This is a genomic window from Caballeronia zhejiangensis (genome assembly GCF_022879815.1).
Lineage (GTDB): Bacteria > Pseudomonadota > Gammaproteobacteria > Burkholderiales > Burkholderiaceae > Caballeronia > Caballeronia zhejiangensis.
This window is the reverse complement of record NZ_CP084285.1, coordinates 617,839-637,362: the sequence shown is the minus strand read 5'-3', so window position 1 is coordinate 637,362 and position 19,524 is coordinate 617,839. Positions and strand designations below refer to the sequence as shown.

The window sequence follows — 19,524 nt, the reverse complement described above, 5'->3', positions numbered from 1 at the left end:
ATTCGTAATGGATGCGTTTCCGTATGGCGTGCATCGCTTCGCAAACGGAAGTCCGTTGACGCTTTCGCAGTTTCACGAGGATAGAAAATGACTGACGTAGTGATCGTATCGGCCGCGCGTACGGCGGTAGGCAAATTCGGCGGCTCGCTCGCGAAAATCGCGGCGCCGGAACTGGGCGCGACGGTCATCAAGGCCGTGCTGGAGCGCGCGGGCGTGAAGCCGGATCAGGTGAGCGAAGTGATCCTGGGCCAAGTGCTCGCGGCCGGTTCGGGCCAGAATCCGGCGCGCCAGTCGCTCATCAAGGCGGGCTTGCCCGACATGGTGCCGGGCATGACGATCAACAAGGTCTGCGGCTCGGGCCTCAAAGCGGTGATGCTGGCAGCGAACGCGATCATCGCGGGCGACGCGGAGATCGTCGTCGCGGGCGGCCAGGAAAACATGAGCGCGGCGCCGCACGTGCTGCCGGGCTCGCGCGACGGCTTCCGCATGGGCGACGCGAAGCTGATCGACACGATGATCGTCGATGGCCTGTGGGACGTCTATAACAACTATCACATGGGCACGACGGCGGAAAACGTCGCGAAGGAATTCGGCATCACGCGCGAGCAGCAGGACGCGTTCGCGGCGCTGTCGCAGAACAAGGCGGAAGCCGCGCAGAAAGCGGGCCGCTTCAACGATGAAATCGTGCCGGTCGCGATTCCGCAACGTAAAGGCGAGCCGCTGCAATTCAACACCGACGAATTCGTGCGTCACGGCGTGACGGCCGAGGCGCTCGCCGGCCTGAAGGCGGCGTTCTCGAAGGAAGGCACGGTGACGGCTGCGAACGCATCGGGCATCAACGACGGCGCGGCGGCGGTCGTCGTGATGTCGGCGAAGAAGGCCGAAGCGCTCGGCTTGACGCCGCTCGCGCGCATCAAGGCGTACGCGAACGCGGGCGTCGATCCGAAGATCATGGGCATGGGCCCGGTGCCGGCGTCGAAGCGCTGTCTGGAGCGTGCGGGCTGGAGCGTGAACGATCTCGATCTGATGGAAATCAACGAGGCGTTCGCGGCGCAAGCGCTGGCGGTGCACAAGCAGATGGGCTGGGATCAGTCGAAGATCAACGTGAACGGCGGGGCGATCGCGATCGGTCATCCGATCGGCGCGTCGGGCTGCCGGATTCTCGTCACGCTGCTGCACGAAATGCAGAAGCGCGACGCGAAGAAGGGTCTGGCGTCGCTGTGCATCGGCGGCGGCATGGGTGTCGCGCTGGCGGTGGAACGTCCGTAACGAATGCAGTACGACGGCGCCGCGCGCGCGTCCCGACGCGTCATCAAAACAATATTAGCGTTGGGCAAGATGGCCGCGTCGGCGCCATTCCGAGATTCATTAACCTGAGAGAAATGACGAGGAGTATCAGCATGACTAAGCGAATCGCAGTGGTGACGGGCGGCATGGGCGGTCTGGGCGAAGCAATCAGCATGAAGCTGCACGACGCGGGTTACGCGGTCGTCGTGACGCATTCGCCGGGCAACGCGAAAGTCGGCGAATGGCTTGCGAGCATGGACCGCCAGGGCTACAACTTCCGCGCGTATGGCGTGGACGTCGCCGATTACGATTCTGCCCAGCACTGCGTGGCGAAGATCCAGGCTGAAGTCGGCCCGATCGATATCCTCGTGAACAACGCCGGTATCACCCAGGACACGACCTTCAAGAAGATGACGAAGGTGAACTGGGATTCCGTGCTGCGCACCAACCTCGACTCGGTTTTCAACATGACGAAGCCGGTCTGCGAAGAGATGGTGTCGCGCGGCTTTGGCCGCATCATCAACATTTCGTCGGTGAACGGCTCGAAAGGTCAGATCGGCCAGACGAACTATTCGGCGGCGAAGGCGGGCATGCACGGCTTCACGAAGTCGCTCGCGCTCGAAGTCGCGAAGAAGGGCGTGACGGTGAACACGATTTCGCCGGGCTATCTCGCGACCAAGATGGTGACGGCGATTCCGCAGGAGATCCTCGACACGAAGATTCTTCCGCAGATTCCGGCGGGCCGTCTCGGCAAGCCCGAGGAAGTCGCGGCGCTCGTCGCGTTCCTGTGCTCCGATGACGCGGGCTTCGTCACCGGCTCCAACATCGCGATCAACGGCGGCCAGCACATGAGCTGATGTCCGCGAGCGGCGCGTGTGTCAGCGCGCGCCGCTTCGTGTTCGCATCGAATCGATCTTCATCTGAAACACCCGTGCCATGCACAACGTCAGCGCGCGCGCACTCCTTTATAGCGTCGGTCATCTCGATTCGGCGATCGAACATCTCGAGCAAGTGCTGAGCCTCGAAGGCGCGAACTCGCTCTTTTCCAAGACATACTGGCGCGGACGCGTCGTGCAGGCGCTTTCCACACCGGGACTCGCGCCGTCGCAGCATTCGCGCCTGCAACGCCTGCTGGATCGCATCGCTCAGGCCTGAGCGGAGCAACAAAGCGCGCACGCGGTCGACCGTGAAAACGCGCGCAGGCAAGGCCCGCGCCGCCGCTTGTCCGGCCCCGTCGTGCAGCGTCATTCCTCTGATCCGTGAAGAAATTCGCGTCCGCTTGTACCATTCGGCCGTGTCTCAAATTCACGGTTCGCCAGCATGTTCTCTTACATCAGATCGATGATTTCGACGCCGCGCAGGTTCGGCGCGTTCGGCGCGCTCGCGCTCGCGTGTCTGCTCGCGGCCTGCGGCACGACGAACGGCGTCACGGCCGGCGCGCAGCCCAACACCTACACCGTCACCGGCAAGGCGACGGGCACGCGCATGTCGTGGGTGACGGCGCGCAACGCGGCGATGGACGCCGCCTCCGAATACTGCAAGCAGCGCGCGCAACGCGTCGCGATCCGGTCGGAAGCGACGAGCGGCGTGCGCTCGCTTCAAGAGCAGACATCGACCGTATCGTTCAGCTGCGTGCCGGAGAACGACGCGCGCGGCTGAGCAATTCATCCGACGACATCACGGCCGCGTACTTCTGCGCCATATCGAAAAGATTGGCGTCATGCGGCGCGAGCGCGCGATCGCCGACGCAATCGGATAGCACCACGGGACGAAAGCCGAACTGCATCGCATCGACGACGCTCGCGCGCACGCAGCCGCTCGTCACCGCGCCCGCGACGGCGAGCGTGGTGACGCCGCGCATGGTGAGCCACGCGGCGAGCGACGTGCCGAAGAACGCCGACGGCACGTTCTTGCGCACGACGAGCTCGCCGTCTTCCGGCGCGAGTTGCGGCACGATCGCGCTGTCGTGCGCGTGCTCTTTCAGCGTCAGCATGCCGGGGACTTTGAGCGAGAAGATGTTGGCATCGGCGTCGTCATCGGCATAGACGATGCGGCTATGCGCAATCGGCCAGCGCAACTCACGCGCCGCGCGCAGCAGCGGCACCGTGCGCTCGATCGCCTGCGCGATGTTGCCGCCGCCGAACACGTCCGGATTGGCGAAACCGTTCACGAAGTCGACGATCAACAGTCCAATGCGGCCTTCGATGCGAAGGTCGTTGCCGAAACCTTGCCGCTGATAAACCTCGTCGTTCATGACGTTTCCTCGATGGTTCTGCCTTCGCGCACGACGTCCACGCCGTCGAGCGAGACGGTGCAGCGGCGCAAGGGGATGTCGATATGGCAAGCCGTCGTGCGCTTGCCGCCGCCTTCGTTGTTCGGGCCGAGCGAGAACAGGAAGTTGCCGTCGAACGCGCGGGCGTCCATGCCGAGCGTCGCCTCGCGATCGTAGAGACCGAGCGTCGACCAGTGCGCGCGCTTTTGCAGGCCCCAGCCGATGTGCGAGATCGCGAAGGCTTCGGGGTCGTCGAACGAGAGCATGTATTCGCGCAGGAGATCGGCATCGACGCCGCCTTCGATGTGGCGCGCGTAGCCGCCTTCGACGGTCAGCACGACCGGTTCCGTGCAATAGCTCTTCTGCGGCAGAAGGATGTCGCCGCGATCGATCACGATGCGCCCGTTCGCGCCGCCTTCGTTCGGAAAAGTGAGCGCGAAACCGCTCGGCCAATGATCCCAGCGGCCGGGTTCATCGACGAAACCATATTCGGCGATGGCCGGAAACTCGCCGAGCGGACAGCGCAGATCGGTGCCCGCTTTCGATGTGACGCGCATCTCGCGCGCCTGTTCGATGCGCTTCGCGGCGGCGAGCACGCGCCTTCTGTCGTCGAGCGACGGCGTCATGCGAACGAGCACTTCGGGCGGTTCGACGGCGAGCAGGATCTTCGTGCCCGACGCGAGAATGTCGTGTTGCTCGGGCGAAAAAAGCAGCGTCATCAGATCGAGCACGAGATCGCTTGCCTTGAGGGCCGCGATGGCCGCGCGGTTTCCGGTGAGCGGCGTTTCGCCGAGATAGGCGAGGGCGTCGCGGCTCAGCGCCTTCTCGCCGTTGACGGGCGGAAGATCGAGCCGGTTGACGATGGCGCCCATCGATTGCGTCGCAATCAAGGCGCAGGCGAGCGTTTGCGGATGCGTTGCGGCGCCGGTGAGGATCGTCACGGTCTGGCCTGCTTTCAGGCGCGACAGCGTGAGCACCTCTTTCCACGCTTGAATCAGTTGATGGTCGCTGATTGGCATGATGTGTCGCCTACGTTTCAGGTGAGTGTTGCGCCGAAGAACGAACCGAGCGCGCGATAGAAGCCTTGTTCGTCGTCCCACGGGATCATGTGGCCTGCGTTCGGCACTTTCACGACTTCGAGTTGCGGCATCAGATCGCGCATTTCTGCGATGTCTTCATCGCGGATCACGTCGCCGCGGCCGGCTGACATCAGCAGCGTGGGTTGCGTGACGTGCGGCATGTCGGCGTGGATGTCGTCCGTATGGAAGCCTTCGAAGCTCGCGCGGATCGCGCGTTCATCGCAGGTGTGCAGCCATTGCGCGCGCAGGCGCAGTTGCTCGTCGGTCCACGTCGGGCAGAACGCGCGCATGCCTTCTACGTCGATGCCTTTGCGTGCGAGCGCGATCGAATCGATGTACCACGCGAGTTGCGCGGGGTAGGCGCGACGGCCCGGGCCGGACACGGGCGGATCGATGAGCGCGAGTCGCGCGATGGACTTTGTTTGCCGTGCGGCGCGCAGGGCGATGCGTGCGCCCATCGAATGGCCGAGCACGTTGGCTTGCTTCAGGCCGATCGCTTCGATGAACGCGATGAGATCGGCGGTTTGCGCGTCGAGACTGTAATCGAGCGTCGATGAGGCTTCGGAGAGGCCGCGGCCGCGGACGTCAAGCACGTAGGTATCGAAGTGGCGGCCTAGCGTTTCCGCGACGAATCCCCAGGTGATGGCCGGGCTCGTGATGCCGGGGATTAGCACGATGGCATCGTGGGTTGCTTGCGGCCCGCCGTAGCGCAGATAGTGTTGGCGGATGCCGTTTGCGTTGATGTTTGCGCCGTAGAGTAGGGTCGATTTCATCGTGTGTCTTTCTCGTTTACTTCCGTTTTCGCCGGATCCCGTTTTCGGGTCGGTCTATTGGCACTGCCCCTGTGCGGGGCGGCACTCACTTTCTTTGCTGCTGCAAAGAAAGTAAGCAAAGAAAGCAGCTACTGACACGCCCGCGGTCACACGCAATTTGGGTAGTCCTCTCGTCCATCGTGGGCTGCCTAAAGAGTGCCCTCATAGGCCCAACCGGGCTTGGATCGCGCACGGTCTGCCACATCGCACCACACAACAAGCTGGTTCAGCACCAAATAGCTCCAGCCCGCTTCGCGGCCGACCGGTCAATCGGGTCCGCGCGTGCTTCTTTGCTGCCGTCTCCATCTCACTGCACTTGCCGCTCGTCGCTTTCCCTTGCAGACCCGGCGGCAGCGCGTAGCGCTGTGCCGAAGCTCTTTCGTGCTGAACCAGTGTCCTCAGCGTTTTCGGGCGGCGGACCGTGCGCGAGCCAAGCCCCGTTATTGTGATGAGGGCACTCTTTAGGCGAGTGCCGCCTGGGACGAGAGGACTACCCAAATTGCGTGTGACCGCGGGCCTGAAAAGCTGCTTTCTTTGCCTACTTTCTTTGCAGCAGCAAAGAAAGTAGGTGCCGCCCCGCACAGGGGCAACGCTAATAGACCGACGCGAAAACGGGATCCGGCGAAGAAAAAAAATCAAAAAGCCCCAGACAATAAAGCCCCGGCCCCGGGCACAACCCGCTTAAGCCCAAGCTGAGACAACATCGCAAAAGTAGTAGCGATTGCAGCAGTCACGACGGGCTTCCCGGTCAACGCCTCGACCATCGGCACAACGGACAAAGACGGCATCTGCACGCAAGCGGAGAGAACGACGACATCAGCGTCCTGATAGCGCATCGACTGCACGATAGCGGGCAGAAGAACCGGATCATGCCGCGCCACATCGAGATTGTCGGGAATCTCGAGCGCGCGATAGTCGATGACATCGAACCCTTCGCTTCGAATATAGTCGACCACAAGCTCAGTCAGCGCCTTCATATAAGGCGCCACCACGACGACGCGTCTCGCCTTCATCACCTTCAACGCATCGACCAAAGCACCAGCGCTCGTCACAACCGGCGCCTCGCCGCCATTCGCAGCCGTATGCCGAGTCAAACGCGCCTGCGATACGCGGTGATAACCGCGCCCCATCGCCATGATCGCGACGAGACACGCATAACCCAGCACATCGACGCGCGCATCGGAAAGCTCGACGGCGCAGCGGTCCGACTCCGCATCCATCGCGGCGAGCTCTTCCTTCACGACCTTCTTCATCCGCATGCGGCTCGAATGAAAGGTGAAACGCTCCGGTTCGATGGATTGACGCGCAGTCAGCATCGCCGGAATTTCGGTTTCCATCGTCGTATTCGAACTCGGGACGATCTGCCCGATGCGATAAACCTTTCCCGGCATCTCAAACCTCCGCTGAAACGTTGGACACAGCCGCGCGCGGCGCGAAATCCGTTGCGTTGTACGCATAGACCCAGTTGGCCTGAATGCCCGACGCCTGCGGATTCAGATACGACTTGAACTTGTAGATGAGATCGCGCTTTCTCTGCGCGAACGCGCTCGGCAAGTGATACGTGCGGCCCCGCTCGCGCGATTCGAGTTGCACGCGGCTCGTGCGCGGCAGACGCTCGGCCTCGTAGTCGCCCAATGCGTGCGCGATGTCCGTGCCATGCGCCGCGAGCGATTGCGCGAGCACGTAGCCATCTTCGATTGCCATCGCCGCGCCTTGCGAGAGAAACGGCAACATCGGATGCGCGGCGTCGCCGAGCAATGTGACGTTGCCACGCGACCAAGTCCGCATCGGATCGCGATCGAACAAGCCCCATTTGAAGACCGATTCCGCGCGCTCGAAAAGACGCTGCAAATTCGGATGCCAGCCTTCGAACGCGTCGAGCAATTCCTCACGGCTCGACTTCGCGTTCCACGATTCCTCGACCCAGCTCTGCGTCTCCGCGACCGCGACGATGTTCACCGCCGCGCCGCCACGCACGTAATACGTGACGACATGCGCGTGCGGCCCGAGCCAGAACGACGAATCCGGACTCACAAATTCGGGCGTCTCATCGAAGGGCACGACGGCGCGGAAGCACATGTTGCCCGTGAAGCGCGGCGCTTCGTCGCCGAAGAGCTTCGAGCGCACGATGGAACGCACGCCGTCGGCGCCGACGATCACGTCCGCTTCGAATTCGCTCCCATCGTCGAAGACGGCGACGGCGGCGTCCCTCTCCTGCCGAATGTCGATGCAACTCGTCGACAGACGCGCGGCATCGGCGGGCACGAGCGTCGTCAGCAGGCGATGCAGGTCCGCGCGATGCACGTGATAGAACGGCGCGCCATACAGCTTCGGGCATTCCGAAGCGAGCGGAATGCGGAAGTTCTCGCGCGCGGTCTCCCAGTTGCGCCCGACAATCGCTTGCGGCACGAACGCGACATCGCGCAGCGCATCGCCGATGCCGAGCGCCTGCAGCACCTTCACCGCATTGGGCGTCATCTGGATGCCCGCGCCGACATCGCCGAAAACGCCCGCGCGCTCGAAAAGCCGCACCTCGATGCCGTGCCGCGCGAGCGCGCCGGTCAATGCGACCCCGCCGATTCCGCCGCCGACAACGCCGACGCGAAGTGTTCTGCTCATGATCTCGTCCTTCCGAAGATTGAGTCGTATGGATTGATGTCGATATTATATGGCCGTATAAATAAATGCAACGGCAATGACGATGCTCGTGACGGCGTGATAGGCTGCGCCCATTTCGCGGCGACCGTCCGCATACGACAAGGAAGAGTCAGGCTTTGATCAAGGCGATTTTGTGGGACATGGACGGCACGCTCGCGGAAAGCGAGTCGCTGCATCTGAAGACGTTGATCGCTGCGCTCGCGCGGCACGGCGTGGAGGCGGGCGAGGAGATGCATCCGCTCGTCTTCGGCAAGACGGGGCGCGAGGTGCATGCGCTGTGTCGTGAGCGCTTCGGCTTGACGGTCGACTTCGCGGATTGGTCGATGTTTCGCGCGCGGACGTATCTGGAGAATGCACCCGCGCTCGTGCCGCGTCCCGGCGCGCTGGAGGTGTATCGCGCCGCGAAGGCCGCGGGCATCACGCAGGCGATCGTGTCGAATGCATCGCGCATGCTGCTCGAAGCGAATCTGCGTGCGCTCGGTATCGAAGAGCCTTCGCTCGTGAGCATCAGCGTCAACGATGTTCGCAACGGCAAGCCGAGTCCCGAGCCGTACGAGCGCGCGGCGTGGCTCTTGCGGCTCACGCCCGAGGAAGTGATCGCAGTCGAGGACAGTCCGACCGGCGCGCGTGCCGCCATCGCGGCGCATATGCGCGTTCTGGCATGGCCTTCCGACGATGAAGGCGCCGCGCTTTTCCCTAGGGAAGCGCAGGTCGTGCGCTCGCCGCGCGAGTTGGCAGAGGCGCTGGGTCTCGATCCCGCGGCGCTTTGACGGCTTGCGTCAGTTGCGCGCAGCGAGATCGTTGAGCACGATCTTGTGGATGTTCGAGGCGTGCACCCATTCTCGCGCCTGACGCTCGACCAGATCCGTGAACGCGGGCGGTCCACTGCAGTAGATTTGCGTGCAAGCGCGCGTCGGACTCATGGTGAAGGCGCTTTCCTGTGCGAAGAGATCATCGGTCAGGTCCAGATGATGGTAGATCTTGCCGTGCTCGCGCAGTGCGTCGAATTCATCGACGAACATCGCGTGGTCGGCCGCTCGCGCGAAGTGGTGCACTTCGAACTGCCTGCCCGCCGACGCGAGCCGCTTCGCGATTCCGACGATCGACGCGGCGCCGGATTCACCGCAATAAAGAATGGATCGCACGCGCTCTTTGAGCACGTCGCGTTCGATGACCGGAATCAGGTTGTCGCGCATATCTTCTCCAATAGGACCGGCATCCTCCGCGAACGGAAGATGAGGCAGTGTATGGATCGAATGGGATGGCCAAACCCGGCGGTGATCGTCGGGGCAGGCTCGCAGTCAGAGTAGGGTGGACCGCAGCCGCCGACAAGCCGCCATGACGGAATACCAGTCATACGGCCGCGCCGATAAGGAAACCGCCTGTTTTAAGGGCTCAAAACGCAACGAGCGACCACTGTGGGTCGCTCGTTGATCGTTGGGTCAGTTAAACGGGGTGACTTGCCCCGCGCAATTACATCGGGTGGGTCGCAACGAAGTTCTTGTACGACCAGTAAGCGGGCTTCGTCGTCTGACCGTCGGACTTCATCAGCCCGAAGTTGCCTTCGTTGTCGTCATAGAGCTCGAACGCCTGGATCGACTGGATGTTGTACTTCGATGCGACGCTCTGGTACTGCGCCATCATCATGCTGCCGACCATGTAGTTCGCGATCTGCTGATCCGTGCCGTAGTTCGGACGCACGCCGAATTCGCTGAGCCACACCGGCTTGCCGAACGAATGGAGAACGCCGAGCATGTCGTAGCAACCCGTGCCGCCGCATGCGCGCGTCATGTTGCCCTGATCCGAATACCAGTGCCATGCGGTGATGTCCCAGCTAACCGTCGGGTGGCCGCGGGTGCCGTCCGGCTGCGAGCCGTCCATCAGCATTTGGAAGAACGCGTAGTGCAGCCACGTTCCGTTGACGACAATCTTCGCCGTGCTGTCCTTCGACTTCACGCCGGCGATGAGACCGCGGATCACGCCGCGCGCGACGACGTAGGGCTGATTCTTGTAATGCGTCCAGCTCGTGCCGTCGACGTTGCCGTTCAGCGCCGTCGCTTCGAGTTCGTTGCCGACTTCGTAGTACTTGTACTTGTACGTGCTCGCGACTTGCGCGCCGAGCGTGTAGGCCGCGTTGTACGCATCCTGTTCGTTGCTGAAGCCGGTGCCGAGCAGGATCACGGGATACACGGTCACGCCGCTCGCCGCCATCGTCTGCGCCATCTTCGCGATGACCTTCGCCGACGCCAGGTTGTATACGTCGTTACGATAGATCGTCGCGCCGATGTCCTTCAGTTGCGCGAGCTGCGTCGCCACGGGCGTCGAGTCGTACGCGCCGCCGTTCGTGTTGCGGCCGTTCGCGCCGTAGAAGATCGACGTGCTCGTCGCCGCTTTCGCCGTCGATTCCGGAGCGGCGGCGCTCTTGGCAGTCGCGTCGTCGAACGCGGTTTCACCGCCGCCGCCGCACGCGGCGAGCAGCACGCTCGTAAGCGCTGCCGTGGCGATCGCTGCGGCCTTGCGAGCCGAGAAAACGTTGAAGTTACGAAGCGAGGTCGGGTTAAGGTTCGTCATTGTGTTTTAGTGGTACTAATGTACTTGCGTAAGGCTCGTAAAACCCAGAATGCTGCCCGGACCTCTTCAGTGATTCACGATGCCACTCGGAAACGTGGCGATCGTCTGATCCGTTTGTCGTCGAAATGACACTCGTTAGTCATCCAAACTACATGCTCAGGACAGACTGTTTGCTCGACGCCGAAGTTAGGCGCTAAAGGACAGACTGAACGGCACGGATTCACTGCTGGGTCCATTGCGCGATGCAGCAGGCGCTCTGGATGGCTGAGTCGAGCAAACGATTGCGTTCGCTCTCGTGGGCCTTACGAAATGACAAACCTGCTCAGTTCGAAGGCATCGTCGTCGGATAGGTAACGTTTGCGCGTTTGCAGTCAAACTTGCCGAATCGTTTCGGAGTTCTTCCGCTACCTCGGCAACCGTTGCCGAAACCTGATCAACGGCTGCAAGGTTATCGTCTTATGAGATGAATGTAAACGTCTGTCACAGTAAAAAAATCTGCTGCGGCGTTGCGGTGGCAGAAAAACTTACTTCTTCGGAATCGAGTTTGGAGTCAGTAAATTCTCCCGACGGCTCTGACGGCCTTTGTTATCAGGCGGTACAGACTTCCCGGCGCTCTCCTTCGATGTTGCATCGCGGAAGCGTCGGACCGATATTCGAGTGCTGCGTCGATGGGTGCCTGGTCGAATTCCGATAGATGGCACTCGACGGCGGGAAGAATGACCGTTTCTGCAGTGCGCCTGTGATTCGCGCAAAACTCGACGGATTCGTCCATGATCGTGCGCAGGCCGAAGAGCGCGGGTTCGACCTTCAGCTCGAACCGCGTGAGCGCATACTTGAGATCGGTATCGCAGCGCGTTCTGTTGTATCGTTCATCAAGCTCCCGATGATGGGTTCGCATCGCGAGCAGCGGTGCGAGAGGGCGGTTCCGTTTCTTCATCGCGCGCATTCTGACCGTTGACCTGTATCAAGCTCGACGCACGCGCCGGCCGGACGACGACCCGACGCCGCAGGCACCATAACGCTTATCCATAACGCCACTGTCTTTTCAGAGGGAGATGAACGTGCGAGCTGCCGACATCATGACGACATCGATCGTTTCCGCCAGTCCCGATATGTCCGTGCGCCAGGCCGCGGGCACGATGGTATTCGCCGGCATCAGCGGCATGCCTGTGATCGACGAGGAGGGCAACCTGCTCGGCATCGTCACCGAGGGCGACCTGATGCATCGCGCGGAGATCGGGACCGGCGTCAAGCAGCGTGCGTGGTGGCTCGAACTCGTTGCATCCACGCGCGAACTGGCGAGCCAGTATGTCAAGGAGCACGCGCGCAAGGTCAGCGACGTGATGACCACCGACGTCGCGACCGTGAGCGAAACATGCCCCGTCGCCGACATCGCCGAGCTGCTCGAACGCAAGCGCATCAAGCGCGTGCCGGTGCTGCGCGACGGCAAGGTGGTCGGTGTCGTGAGCCGCGCCAATCTGATTCGCGCGCTCGTCACAATGGCGCCCGAGTTGCCCGTCGATGCCGATATCACCGATCACTCGATCCGCGAGGCGGTCATCGCGGCGATGTCGGGCCATCCGTGGGCGCTCGCTCGCGAGAACGTCATCGTCGAAAACGGGACCGTGCATCTGTGGATGACGGTCACGAACGACGACGAAGCGAAGGCCGTTCGCGTCGCGGCCGAAAACGCGCCGGGCGTGAAGGAAGTCGTCACGCACGTCGGCCCGCCGAGGGTGTAGCAGCGTCTCTTCAGATGAAGCTGGCGCCGCCGTTCACCGGAATCGTCTGTCCGGTGATGAACGCGTTGCCGATTAGCGTCATCACGACGTCCGCGACTTCGTCCGCTTCTCCGAGCCGCCCGACGGGCAGCCGCTCCGCAACGTTCGACGCCTTGAGCGGTTCGGCCATTTCGGTGTCGATCGGTCCGGGCGCGACGGCGTTGACGGTGATGCCATCGCGCGCGAGCCGTGCGGCGTAACCGCGCGTCAGACCTTCGAGGCCCGCCTTCGATGCGTTGTAGTGAACGCCCACCAGACCCGGCCCGCGCGCCGCCGCCGACGACAGATTGACGATGCGTCCCCAGCGCCGCGCGCGCATGCCGTGGAGCACGGCTTGCGTGCAGAGAAACGCCGACTTCAGATTGACGGCGAGCGTGCGGTCGAACTCGGCTTCCGTGAGATCGTCGATATCGATCATCGTCGCTGTGCCCGCGTTGTTCACCAAGATGTCGATGTGGCCGAGGCGTTGAACGATGTCGTCGATCATCGCGGTGACGTCGTTGCCTGTCGACACGTCGGCGCGTACCGCGATCGCGCGATTGCCGCCGCGCTCGATTTCCGCGACCACGCCGGTGGCCTCGTTTTCGCGCTGCCGATAGTTCACCGCTACCGATGCACCGGATGCGCCGAGAGCGAGCGAAATCGCGCGACCGATGCCGCGTGAGCCGCCCGTCACGAGCGCGACGCGGCCGTTCAGATCGAGAGTGTGAGAGGGCATGGCGCGATCCTTCATCGTGGGTGAGAAGGGCCCAGTTTGCGCGCGTCGTGATGATTTCGCTGATCGCGATGCGATCGATGATCGGGTATCGCGGATACGCGCGAGGCGCTTACGGCAAGTAAAGGAAAAAACCGATGCCGGGTTAAGAGCATCGGTTCTTCCTTGCGCCATGCTGCCAGGTTACCGGCCGCCGTGGCCTCCGCCGCCACCGTGACCGCCACCGCCGCCGTGACCGCCGCCGTTGCCGCCGCCGCCGTTGCCGCCACTGCCGTTGCCGCCACCACCGTGACCGCCGCCGCCGTTGCCGCCACCGCCGTGACCGCCGCCGCCGTTGCCGCCACCGCCGTGACCGCCACCGCCGTTGCCGCCGCCGCCGTTGCCGCCACCGCCGCTGCCACCACCGCCGTTTCCACCACCGCCGTGACCGCCGCCACCATTGCCGCCGCCGTTGCCGCCACCGCCATTGCCACCACCACCGTGACCGCCGCCGCCACCGCTACCGCCGCCGCTTCCACCACCGCCGTGACCGCCGCCGCCATTGCCGCCGTTGCCACCGCCTTGACCGCCGCCACCGTGACCACCGGCTGCGCCGCCATTGCCGTTACCGCTACCGTGGCCGCCAGGCGAACCGTTGCCATGGCCGCCGTCGCCATGACCGCCGTCTCCGTGACCAACTCCGCCATGACCGCCGTCGCCATGACCATCGCCGTGGCCGTCGCCATGGCCATCGCCGTGACCTACGCCGTGGCCGTCACCATGACCATCGCCGTGGCCGTCGCCATGGCCATCGCCGTGACCTACGCCGTGGCCGTCACCATGACCATCGCCGTGACCGTCGCCATGCCCTACGCCGTGTCCATCCCCGTGGCCATCACCGTGTCCGTCGCCGTGTCCGTCGCCGTGGCCATCACCATGTCCATCGCCGTGGCCATCACCGTGTCCGTCACCATGACCATCGCCGTGGCCATCGCCATGACCATGACCGTGGCCATCACCGTCACCATCGCCGTGGCCATGTCCATGACCGTGGCCATGCCCATCGCCGTCGCCGTCACCATCGCCATGCCCGTGCCCGTGACCATGGTGCCCATGTCCACTCGAATCGCCGCCCGAGTCCCCGCCGGAGTCGCCACCGGAATCTCCAGCGCCCTGACTGCCGTTACCTGTTCCACCCGATCCTGTGCCGGTTCCGGTGCCTCCGCCGCTCGTGCTTCCGCCAGCCCCCGCCGTCGCGCCCGGACCGCTGCTGGACGAGCCTTGACCGCCGCCCGCGCCCGCACCCGCACCCGCACCCGATCCCGAGCCACTCGAATTTCCGCCGCCCGAAGCCGCTCCAGGCGATCCCTCGCCACCGCGACCGCCCTCGAGCAACGGCACGACCGCCGACACCGTTTCGACGGTCGGATCCGTCGTCGGCGATACACGCGTCTGCGAGTCCGCCGCCGCAACCATCATCACGGCGCTCGTGCCGAGCGGCACGCATCCCTCGGAAGTCTGGTTGCAAGGATTCCCCGTCGTTTGCGCGGACGCGAAATTCGACATGGCCGCCGCGATCACGATGACGCTGAGTTTGATCGCAGTATTCAATTTGAATTTTTTAGGATTGCTCATTTGTGCCCCTTGTAGTGTTTCTTCGCCACGCGTCGGATGCAGAGTCGAACGCGATGTGGGGCAAGAATGACAGGCTGTACGGTGCGTTCTGTGCGGTAATTAACCGGACGCGAGGGCGTCGTCATTTCGCGCAGTGCGCGAGCGCTCAGAGAACGTTTGCGGACGGCCGGAAGCGTCGTAAGTTCATACGCTCGTCCCGGTCTTGCACGTCAGAATCGCGCGCAGGCGCGGCGGCCAGCCAGCAGATGCATCGCATGTCGATGAATCTTCGCGATGCCGAATGTCACGCGTATCGCGCACCCGTTGCTGGCTTCCGTAGAAAGGTGAATGTAGGCTATCTGTATGGATGCGAAGCGTCAAACGCGCTCTGTGCCGTAGACCGCACTCCGAGCGCACGACCGGTCAATCGGACGGGGATATCGTCTCTATCCGCTGATCAAAGACCGGGATCGAGATTGGCGCAAATTTGAACTAGAGTTATTTATCGTTCGCTTTCCTGATCTATTGCATAGACGCGCGCGCATTCGTCGAAGCAAAGTGCGCAGCCAAGCATCCGACGAATCAGAACACGAACGCAAGATCGACAAGCCGGCCCAGTGTTGTTCATAAGACTTAGGAATACCAAAGAACGGCGGATCGATGCGTCAGCCGACACATCGTATCTTTCAACCGGAGGGTGTCATGAAGAGATCGAAACGAGTCGCGTGCGTGGAGGCGACGGCGCTTGTCGCTCTGTCGATGGCGAGCGCAGGCGTCGCTCATGCAGACGACGAAGCCGTGGTGAATCCGAATCAGACGGCATCGCGCGAGGCGCCGGCGGATCTGTCGAATCTTAAGCCGGTCGTCAATGTGCTCGCGCCGCCGGACACATCCGCGATCATGCCGGAAACCAGCGCCGGGCCTTATACGCCGGGCGTCAACACGCCGGCCGGCATCGTGAGCAATGCGCAGACGAGAGCGTATGGCACCTTCGGCATACCCTATTCGACCGGCCGCGTGCAGGACGGCAACCAGAGCGCGGCGGGCACCACGAGCGCGAACTATCTCAGCACGACGTATCCGTATCGGGCGATCGGCAAGCTGACCTTCAGCGCCGGCTACTGCACCGCGAGCCTGATTCGCAGAAGTGTGATCGTCACGGCGGCGCACTGCATCCAGAGCTTCGGCAGCGGAAGTTCGCTGTTCTCGAACTGGCAATTCCGCCCCGGACACTACGGCGCGTCCGGCGCCACGTCTGCTCAGATCGCGCCTTATGGAACGTGGAACTGGGCGGCGCTCGTGCGGCCATCGGCGTGGGCGAACGGCACCGATACCGGCTCGGGCTCGGCGCGCAACAACGACATCGCCGTCATCGCGATCGCGAAGAACGCGTCGAATCAGTTTATCGGCGATATCACCGGCTATTTGAGCTATGGCTGGAACAACTATTCCTTCATATCGTCGCCGAAGACCGGGAATCTTCAGACAGCCGCCGTCACGACCTTCGGCTATCCGACCTTGCTCGACGGCGGCGCGATCATGCAGCGCACCGATGGCCCGGCCTATACGACGACCGTGAGCGGCGCATCGCAACTCTGGCAGGGCAGCAATCTCACGAGCGGCGCAAGCGGCGGACCGTGGATCGTCAACTTCAGGCCGCGCGATGCCGTGCTTTCCGGGGGCGCGGTCATCGGCAATGCGTCGAATCTGTCGATCATCGGCGTGACGTCCTGGGGCTCGTCCGATCCGAACGCGATCAAGGACAACTACGCGTCGCAGTTCCGTCAGAACACGCAGTATCCGAACGCGACTTATGGCAATTACGGAGCAGGCAACATCGCGTCGCTGCTGAACACGCTGTGTTCGACCGCCGCGCCGGGCGGCGGCACGTACGCATCGCAGGGATATTGCAACTAGGCCGGTCGCGGTGGCCCGTTCGCTTCGAACGGCGCGCGGGCCACTTCGCCTTTTCCGACGAATTCGCTGGAGCATGCCTCAAACGCCCGTAGAATACGAAGCGAACCGGCTTCTCACTTCATCGGCAGCATCGCTCAGGCATGACGAAAGACGACACCACTCACGTCCGCGCACACGGCGCATCGAGCAAGCGCAAGCGGCTCGGCCGCCCGGCGGGCAATATCAATCAACGTGAGAACATCCTCGACGCAGCCGAGGTCGATTTCTCGCAGCGCGGTTACGCGGGCACATCGCTCAAGGAAGTGGCCGCGTCGTGCGGCGTCACGCAGGCGCTCATCACGTATTACTTCGGCACCAAGCAGCAGCTTTTCGAGCAGGTGTTCCTGCGCCGCGCGATGCTGATCTCCGAAGAGCGCGTGACGCTGCTCAATGAACTGATCGATGGAAAAGAGGCGAACGTGCGCGATATCGTGCGCGCGTTTCTGCTGCCGCTCGTCGCGCTGCGCAAGACGGACGGCGGCCGCGCGTTCATTCGTCTGCAGGCGCGCCTGCACACCGAGCCGCCCGAAATCTCGTACAGCCTGCGCAGCACCGCTTACGGCGATTCGACCGATGCCTACGTCGAAGCGCTGCGCGCCGCGCTGCCCGGCCTGCCCGCGAAAGATCTCTACTGGCGTGTGACCATGATGATCGGCGCGTATCTCTACGCGTTCTCCGACACGCATCGTCTCGACGTGCTCGCCAAGGGCGCGTGCGATCCGTGGGACGCGAACGAAACGCTGGAGCAGTTGACGAACTTCATCGTCGGCGGTCTGGAGGCGCAGGCGAGCGCGTCATCTCCGGCCAGCGCGAAGAAGGTCGCGAAGCCGAAGACGACGCGCCCCGCACGCGCCGCATAAAAGCAAGGTTCAGCGCCGCAAACCGATTTCCATCGACTCGATCACTTGCGCGATGGTCGAATGCATCGATGCGAGCGTCGCGCCGGGCAAGTCCGACGATGCCGTTTCGCCGATCATGTCGCGCAATGTTTCCTGCACATCCGCCGATGCCTGTTGCGGCAACGCCGCCGCGATCACGCTGAGCGCGGCGGTGAGGCCATGCAGCTTGCCGGTCAACACTTCCAGTTCCTGACTCATCTTTGCTTCCTGTCGTTTCAAAGAGATGATGCGGACCGCGCGTCGTGCGCGGCCCGCGAGAATCACGCGCGTTCCGTCTCCGGGTGCGCCTTCAGCTTGACGAACAGCGCGATGCCCGCGATCACCGAGGGCACGGCGAGCAGCGCGAACACCGCCGGCAGGCCGAGCTTCCACTGCGCGAACAATCCGCCGAGCGCGACGCCCGCGATGCCGCCGAAGCGCCCGACGCCATACATCCACGAAACGCCGGTTGCGCGGCTTTGCGTCGGATAGAACATCGCGGCGAGCGAGGGCATCGACGATTGTGCGCCGTTCATCGTCGTGCCGGCGAGAAAGATCAGCGCGCTCACGAGCCCGATGCTGCCGATCGCCTGCCCGACCACGAAGATCAGCACGGCGGTCAGCAGATAACCGAGCATCACGACGACGTTCGCGTTCCAGCGATCCATCAGCCACCCCGATGCGATCGTGCCGATGCCGCCGCCGAGCGGAAAGAGCGCGGTGAGCAGCGCGGCGCGCTCGGGCGTGAAGCCGGCTTCGTTCATGAGCAGCGGCATCCAGCTCATCAGCAGATAGAAGATGACGAGGCCCATGAAGTACACGAGCCACAGCATCAGCGTGCCGACGACGAAATTGCGCGAGAGAATCGCGCCGACCGACGATTTCGCGTGCGTTTGCGTGCGCTCGGACAGACGAAACGAATCGATGCGCGCGAGATCGAGCGGCGCGATCCTCGAAAGCGGCGCCCAGATTTTCTCTTTGGACGCGCCGCGCTTGACGAGATAGCGCACCGATTCCGGAACGAGCATCGCGACGAACAGCGCGAGCACGAGCGGCACCACGCCGCCGACGACGAAAAGGCTATGCCATCCGAATGCGGGAATCAGCCACGATGAAATGAAGCCGCCGAGCGCCGCGCCGACCGTGAAGCCGCAATACGTCGTGTTGACGATGATCGAGCGGCTCTTTGCCGGCGCGTATTCGGAGACGAGCGTGATCGCGTTCGGAATCGCCGCGCCCAGACCGATGCCGGTCAGAAAGCGCAGCGTGACGAGCGATTCGACCGAGCCGCAGAACGCGGTCGCGAGACTCATCGCGCCGAAGAAGGCGGTCGCGGCGATGAGCACCGCGCGCCGTCCGAAGCGATCCGCCGCCGGCCCGGAAACGACCGCGCCCGCCGCGAGCCCGAAGAGCGCGGCGCTTAGAACGGGCGCGAGCGCGCCCTTCGTGATGCCCCAGCCCTTGACGAGCGCCGGCGCGATATAGCCGATGGCCGCCGTGTCCATGCCGTCGATCAGCACGATCAGAAAGCACACGCCCATCAGCGTCCATTGAAAGCGCGAGAAGCGGTGCGCGTCGATGAACTCCTCGACAGGCACGCTCCCGCTCCACGCATCGCCCCGATCGGACGCCGTCGAATGCCCGGCGCGCGGCGGGAATGCCGGGCCGGTGTGAAGCTCTGCTTGCGACATGACCAACTCCTCGTTGTCGACGGCGCTTCGCCGTCCATTGTCACCAGGCCGGCGACATGCCGGTGTTCACGCGAAGCGGGGGCCCACCGGTTTCGACGCTGGTTTATTATATGTACCTATAATTAATAAACGCAATGCGGAAAAAAATAGTTCTCGACGCGCGCTGAGCGGGCGCTCCGCACAGGCGTTCAGCGCGATGAAAGCATTCGAACGAATGTGCTGAAAGGAAGC

General features: G+C 63.3%; 20 protein-coding genes. 9 read left to right on the top strand and 11 right to left on the bottom strand.

Features of this window, described 5'->3' with window-relative positions; all coding sequences use genetic code 11:
• Window positions 1–87 precede the first annotated feature (87 nt).
• From LDZ23_RS24070 to LDZ23_RS24055, 4 genes are all read left to right on the top strand, one after another.
• Entirely contained in the window at window positions 88–1,269 is a 1,182-nt protein-coding gene (locus LDZ23_RS24070; RefSeq protein ID WP_244808238.1) for an acetyl-CoA C-acetyltransferase, read from the top strand.
• 131 nt (window positions 1,270–1,400) lie between these two features.
• The gene (phbB, locus tag LDZ23_RS24065; protein ID WP_008349175.1) at window positions 1,401–2,144 is read left to right on the top strand and encodes an acetoacetyl-CoA reductase; all 744 of its coding nucleotides are present in this window, start codon (window positions 1,401–1,403) and stop codon (window positions 2,142–2,144) included.
• Between the two features lie 79 nt (window positions 2,145–2,223).
• The gene (locus LDZ23_RS24060) at window positions 2,224–2,442 is read left to right on the top strand and encodes a hypothetical protein (RefSeq protein WP_008349174.1); all 219 of its coding nucleotides are present in this window, start codon (window positions 2,224–2,226) and stop codon (window positions 2,440–2,442) included.
• 165 nt (window positions 2,443–2,607) lie between these two features.
• Complete coding sequence (locus LDZ23_RS24055; RefSeq protein ID WP_008349173.1) at window positions 2,608–2,946, top strand: hypothetical protein; 339 nt, start codon at window positions 2,608–2,610, stop codon at window positions 2,944–2,946.
• Here LDZ23_RS24055 and LDZ23_RS24050 read toward each other — a convergent pair.
• The 5 genes from LDZ23_RS24050 to LDZ23_RS24030 all read right to left on the bottom strand — a co-directional run bounded on the left by LDZ23_RS24050 (window position 2,912) and on the right by LDZ23_RS24030 (window position 8,069).
• A complete protein-coding gene (locus LDZ23_RS24050; RefSeq protein ID WP_008349172.1) occupies window positions 2,912–3,541 on the bottom strand; it encodes an isochorismatase family protein in 630 nt (209 codons plus the stop codon). The two genes, LDZ23_RS24055 and LDZ23_RS24050, sit on opposite strands and share 35 nt — an antisense overlap.
• Window positions 3,538–4,578, bottom strand: coding sequence for a 2,5-dihydroxypyridine 5,6-dioxygenase NicX family protein (locus LDZ23_RS24045; protein ID WP_008349171.1), 1,041 nt, complete (start codon window positions 4,576–4,578; stop codon window positions 3,538–3,540). Before LDZ23_RS24045 ends, LDZ23_RS24050 begins: the two co-directional genes overlap by 4 nt.
• A gap of 17 nt (window positions 4,579–4,595) precedes the next feature.
• The gene (locus LDZ23_RS24040; RefSeq protein ID WP_008349169.1) at window positions 4,596–5,411 is read right to left on the bottom strand and encodes an alpha/beta fold hydrolase; all 816 of its coding nucleotides are present in this window, start codon (window positions 5,409–5,411) and stop codon (window positions 4,596–4,598) included.
• 674 nt (window positions 5,412–6,085) lie between these two features.
• Window positions 6,086–6,841 carry a maleate cis-trans isomerase family protein gene (locus tag LDZ23_RS24035; protein WP_008349168.1) on the bottom strand — a complete coding sequence of 252 codons (756 nt, stop codon included), beginning with the start codon at window positions 6,839–6,841 and terminating at the stop codon, window positions 6,086–6,088.
• Window position 6,842: 1 nt separating this feature from the next.
• On the bottom strand, window positions 6,843–8,069 hold the full coding sequence (locus LDZ23_RS24030; protein ID WP_008349167.1) for an FAD-dependent monooxygenase: 1,227 nt from the start codon (window positions 8,067–8,069) through the stop codon (window positions 6,843–6,845).
• Window positions 8,070–8,224: 155 nt separating this feature from the next.
• Here LDZ23_RS24030 and LDZ23_RS24025 point away from each other — a divergent pair, with 155 nt between their 5' ends.
• Window positions 8,225–8,878, top strand: coding sequence for an HAD family hydrolase (locus LDZ23_RS24025; protein WP_008349166.1), 654 nt, complete (start codon window positions 8,225–8,227; stop codon window positions 8,876–8,878).
• 9 nt (window positions 8,879–8,887) lie between these two features.
• Here the strand turns inward: LDZ23_RS24025 and LDZ23_RS24020 are convergent, their stop codons facing one another.
• The 3 genes from LDZ23_RS24020 to LDZ23_RS24010 all read right to left on the bottom strand — a co-directional run bounded on the left by LDZ23_RS24020 (window position 8,888) and on the right by LDZ23_RS24010 (window position 11,616).
• Window positions 8,888–9,304, bottom strand: a complete 417-nt coding sequence (locus LDZ23_RS24020) for a ferredoxin reductase domain-containing protein (RefSeq protein WP_008349165.1) — start codon at window positions 9,302–9,304, stop codon at window positions 8,888–8,890.
• A gap of 277 nt (window positions 9,305–9,581) precedes the next feature.
• Window positions 9,582–10,679, bottom strand: a complete 1,098-nt coding sequence (locus LDZ23_RS24015) for a glycosyl hydrolase (RefSeq protein ID WP_008349164.1) — start codon at window positions 10,677–10,679, stop codon at window positions 9,582–9,584.
• A 550-nt stretch (window positions 10,680–11,229) separates the two neighbouring features.
• Window positions 11,230–11,616, bottom strand: coding sequence for a hypothetical protein (locus tag LDZ23_RS24010; RefSeq protein ID WP_008349163.1), 387 nt, complete (start codon window positions 11,614–11,616; stop codon window positions 11,230–11,232).
• A 118-nt stretch (window positions 11,617–11,734) separates the two neighbouring features.
• Here LDZ23_RS24010 and LDZ23_RS24005 point away from each other — a divergent pair, with 118 nt between their 5' ends.
• Window positions 11,735–12,421 (top strand): CBS domain-containing protein, encoded by a 687-nt coding sequence (locus LDZ23_RS24005; RefSeq protein ID WP_008349162.1) that lies wholly within the window; start codon window positions 11,735–11,737, stop codon window positions 12,419–12,421.
• A 10-nt stretch (window positions 12,422–12,431) separates the two neighbouring features.
• Here the strand turns inward: LDZ23_RS24005 and LDZ23_RS24000 are convergent, their stop codons facing one another.
• The gene (locus LDZ23_RS24000; RefSeq protein WP_008349161.1) at window positions 12,432–13,178 is read right to left on the bottom strand and encodes an SDR family NAD(P)-dependent oxidoreductase; all 747 of its coding nucleotides are present in this window, start codon (window positions 13,176–13,178) and stop codon (window positions 12,432–12,434) included.
• Window positions 13,179–13,388: 210 nt separating this feature from the next.
• Between LDZ23_RS24000 and LDZ23_RS34875 the strand changes: the two genes are divergently transcribed.
• The 3 genes from LDZ23_RS34875 (at window position 13,389) to LDZ23_RS23970 (ending at window position 17,584) form a co-directional block, all read left to right on the top strand.
• Window positions 13,389–14,804, top strand: a complete 1,416-nt coding sequence (locus tag LDZ23_RS34875; protein WP_280519345.1) for a hypothetical protein — start codon at window positions 13,389–13,391, stop codon at window positions 14,802–14,804.
• Between the two features lie 666 nt (window positions 14,805–15,470).
• Window positions 15,471–16,685: a trypsin-like serine peptidase gene (locus LDZ23_RS23975; RefSeq protein WP_063828781.1), complete on the top strand. Its 1,215-nt coding sequence runs from the start codon at window positions 15,471–15,473 to the stop codon at window positions 16,683–16,685.
• 140 nt (window positions 16,686–16,825) lie between these two features.
• Window positions 16,826–17,584 (top strand): TetR/AcrR family transcriptional regulator, encoded by a 759-nt coding sequence (locus tag LDZ23_RS23970; protein ID WP_008349155.1) that lies wholly within the window; start codon window positions 16,826–16,828, stop codon window positions 17,582–17,584.
• A 9-nt stretch (window positions 17,585–17,593) separates the two neighbouring features.
• Here the strand turns inward: LDZ23_RS23970 and LDZ23_RS23965 are convergent, their stop codons facing one another.
• Window positions 17,594–17,821 (bottom strand): hypothetical protein, encoded by a 228-nt coding sequence (locus LDZ23_RS23965; RefSeq protein ID WP_033536506.1) that lies wholly within the window; start codon window positions 17,819–17,821, stop codon window positions 17,594–17,596.
• A gap of 62 nt (window positions 17,822–17,883) precedes the next feature.
• The gene (locus LDZ23_RS23960) at window positions 17,884–19,293 is read right to left on the bottom strand and encodes an aromatic acid/H+ symport family MFS transporter (RefSeq protein ID WP_008349153.1); all 1,410 of its coding nucleotides are present in this window, start codon (window positions 19,291–19,293) and stop codon (window positions 17,884–17,886) included.
• Window positions 19,294–19,524 lie beyond the last annotated feature (231 nt).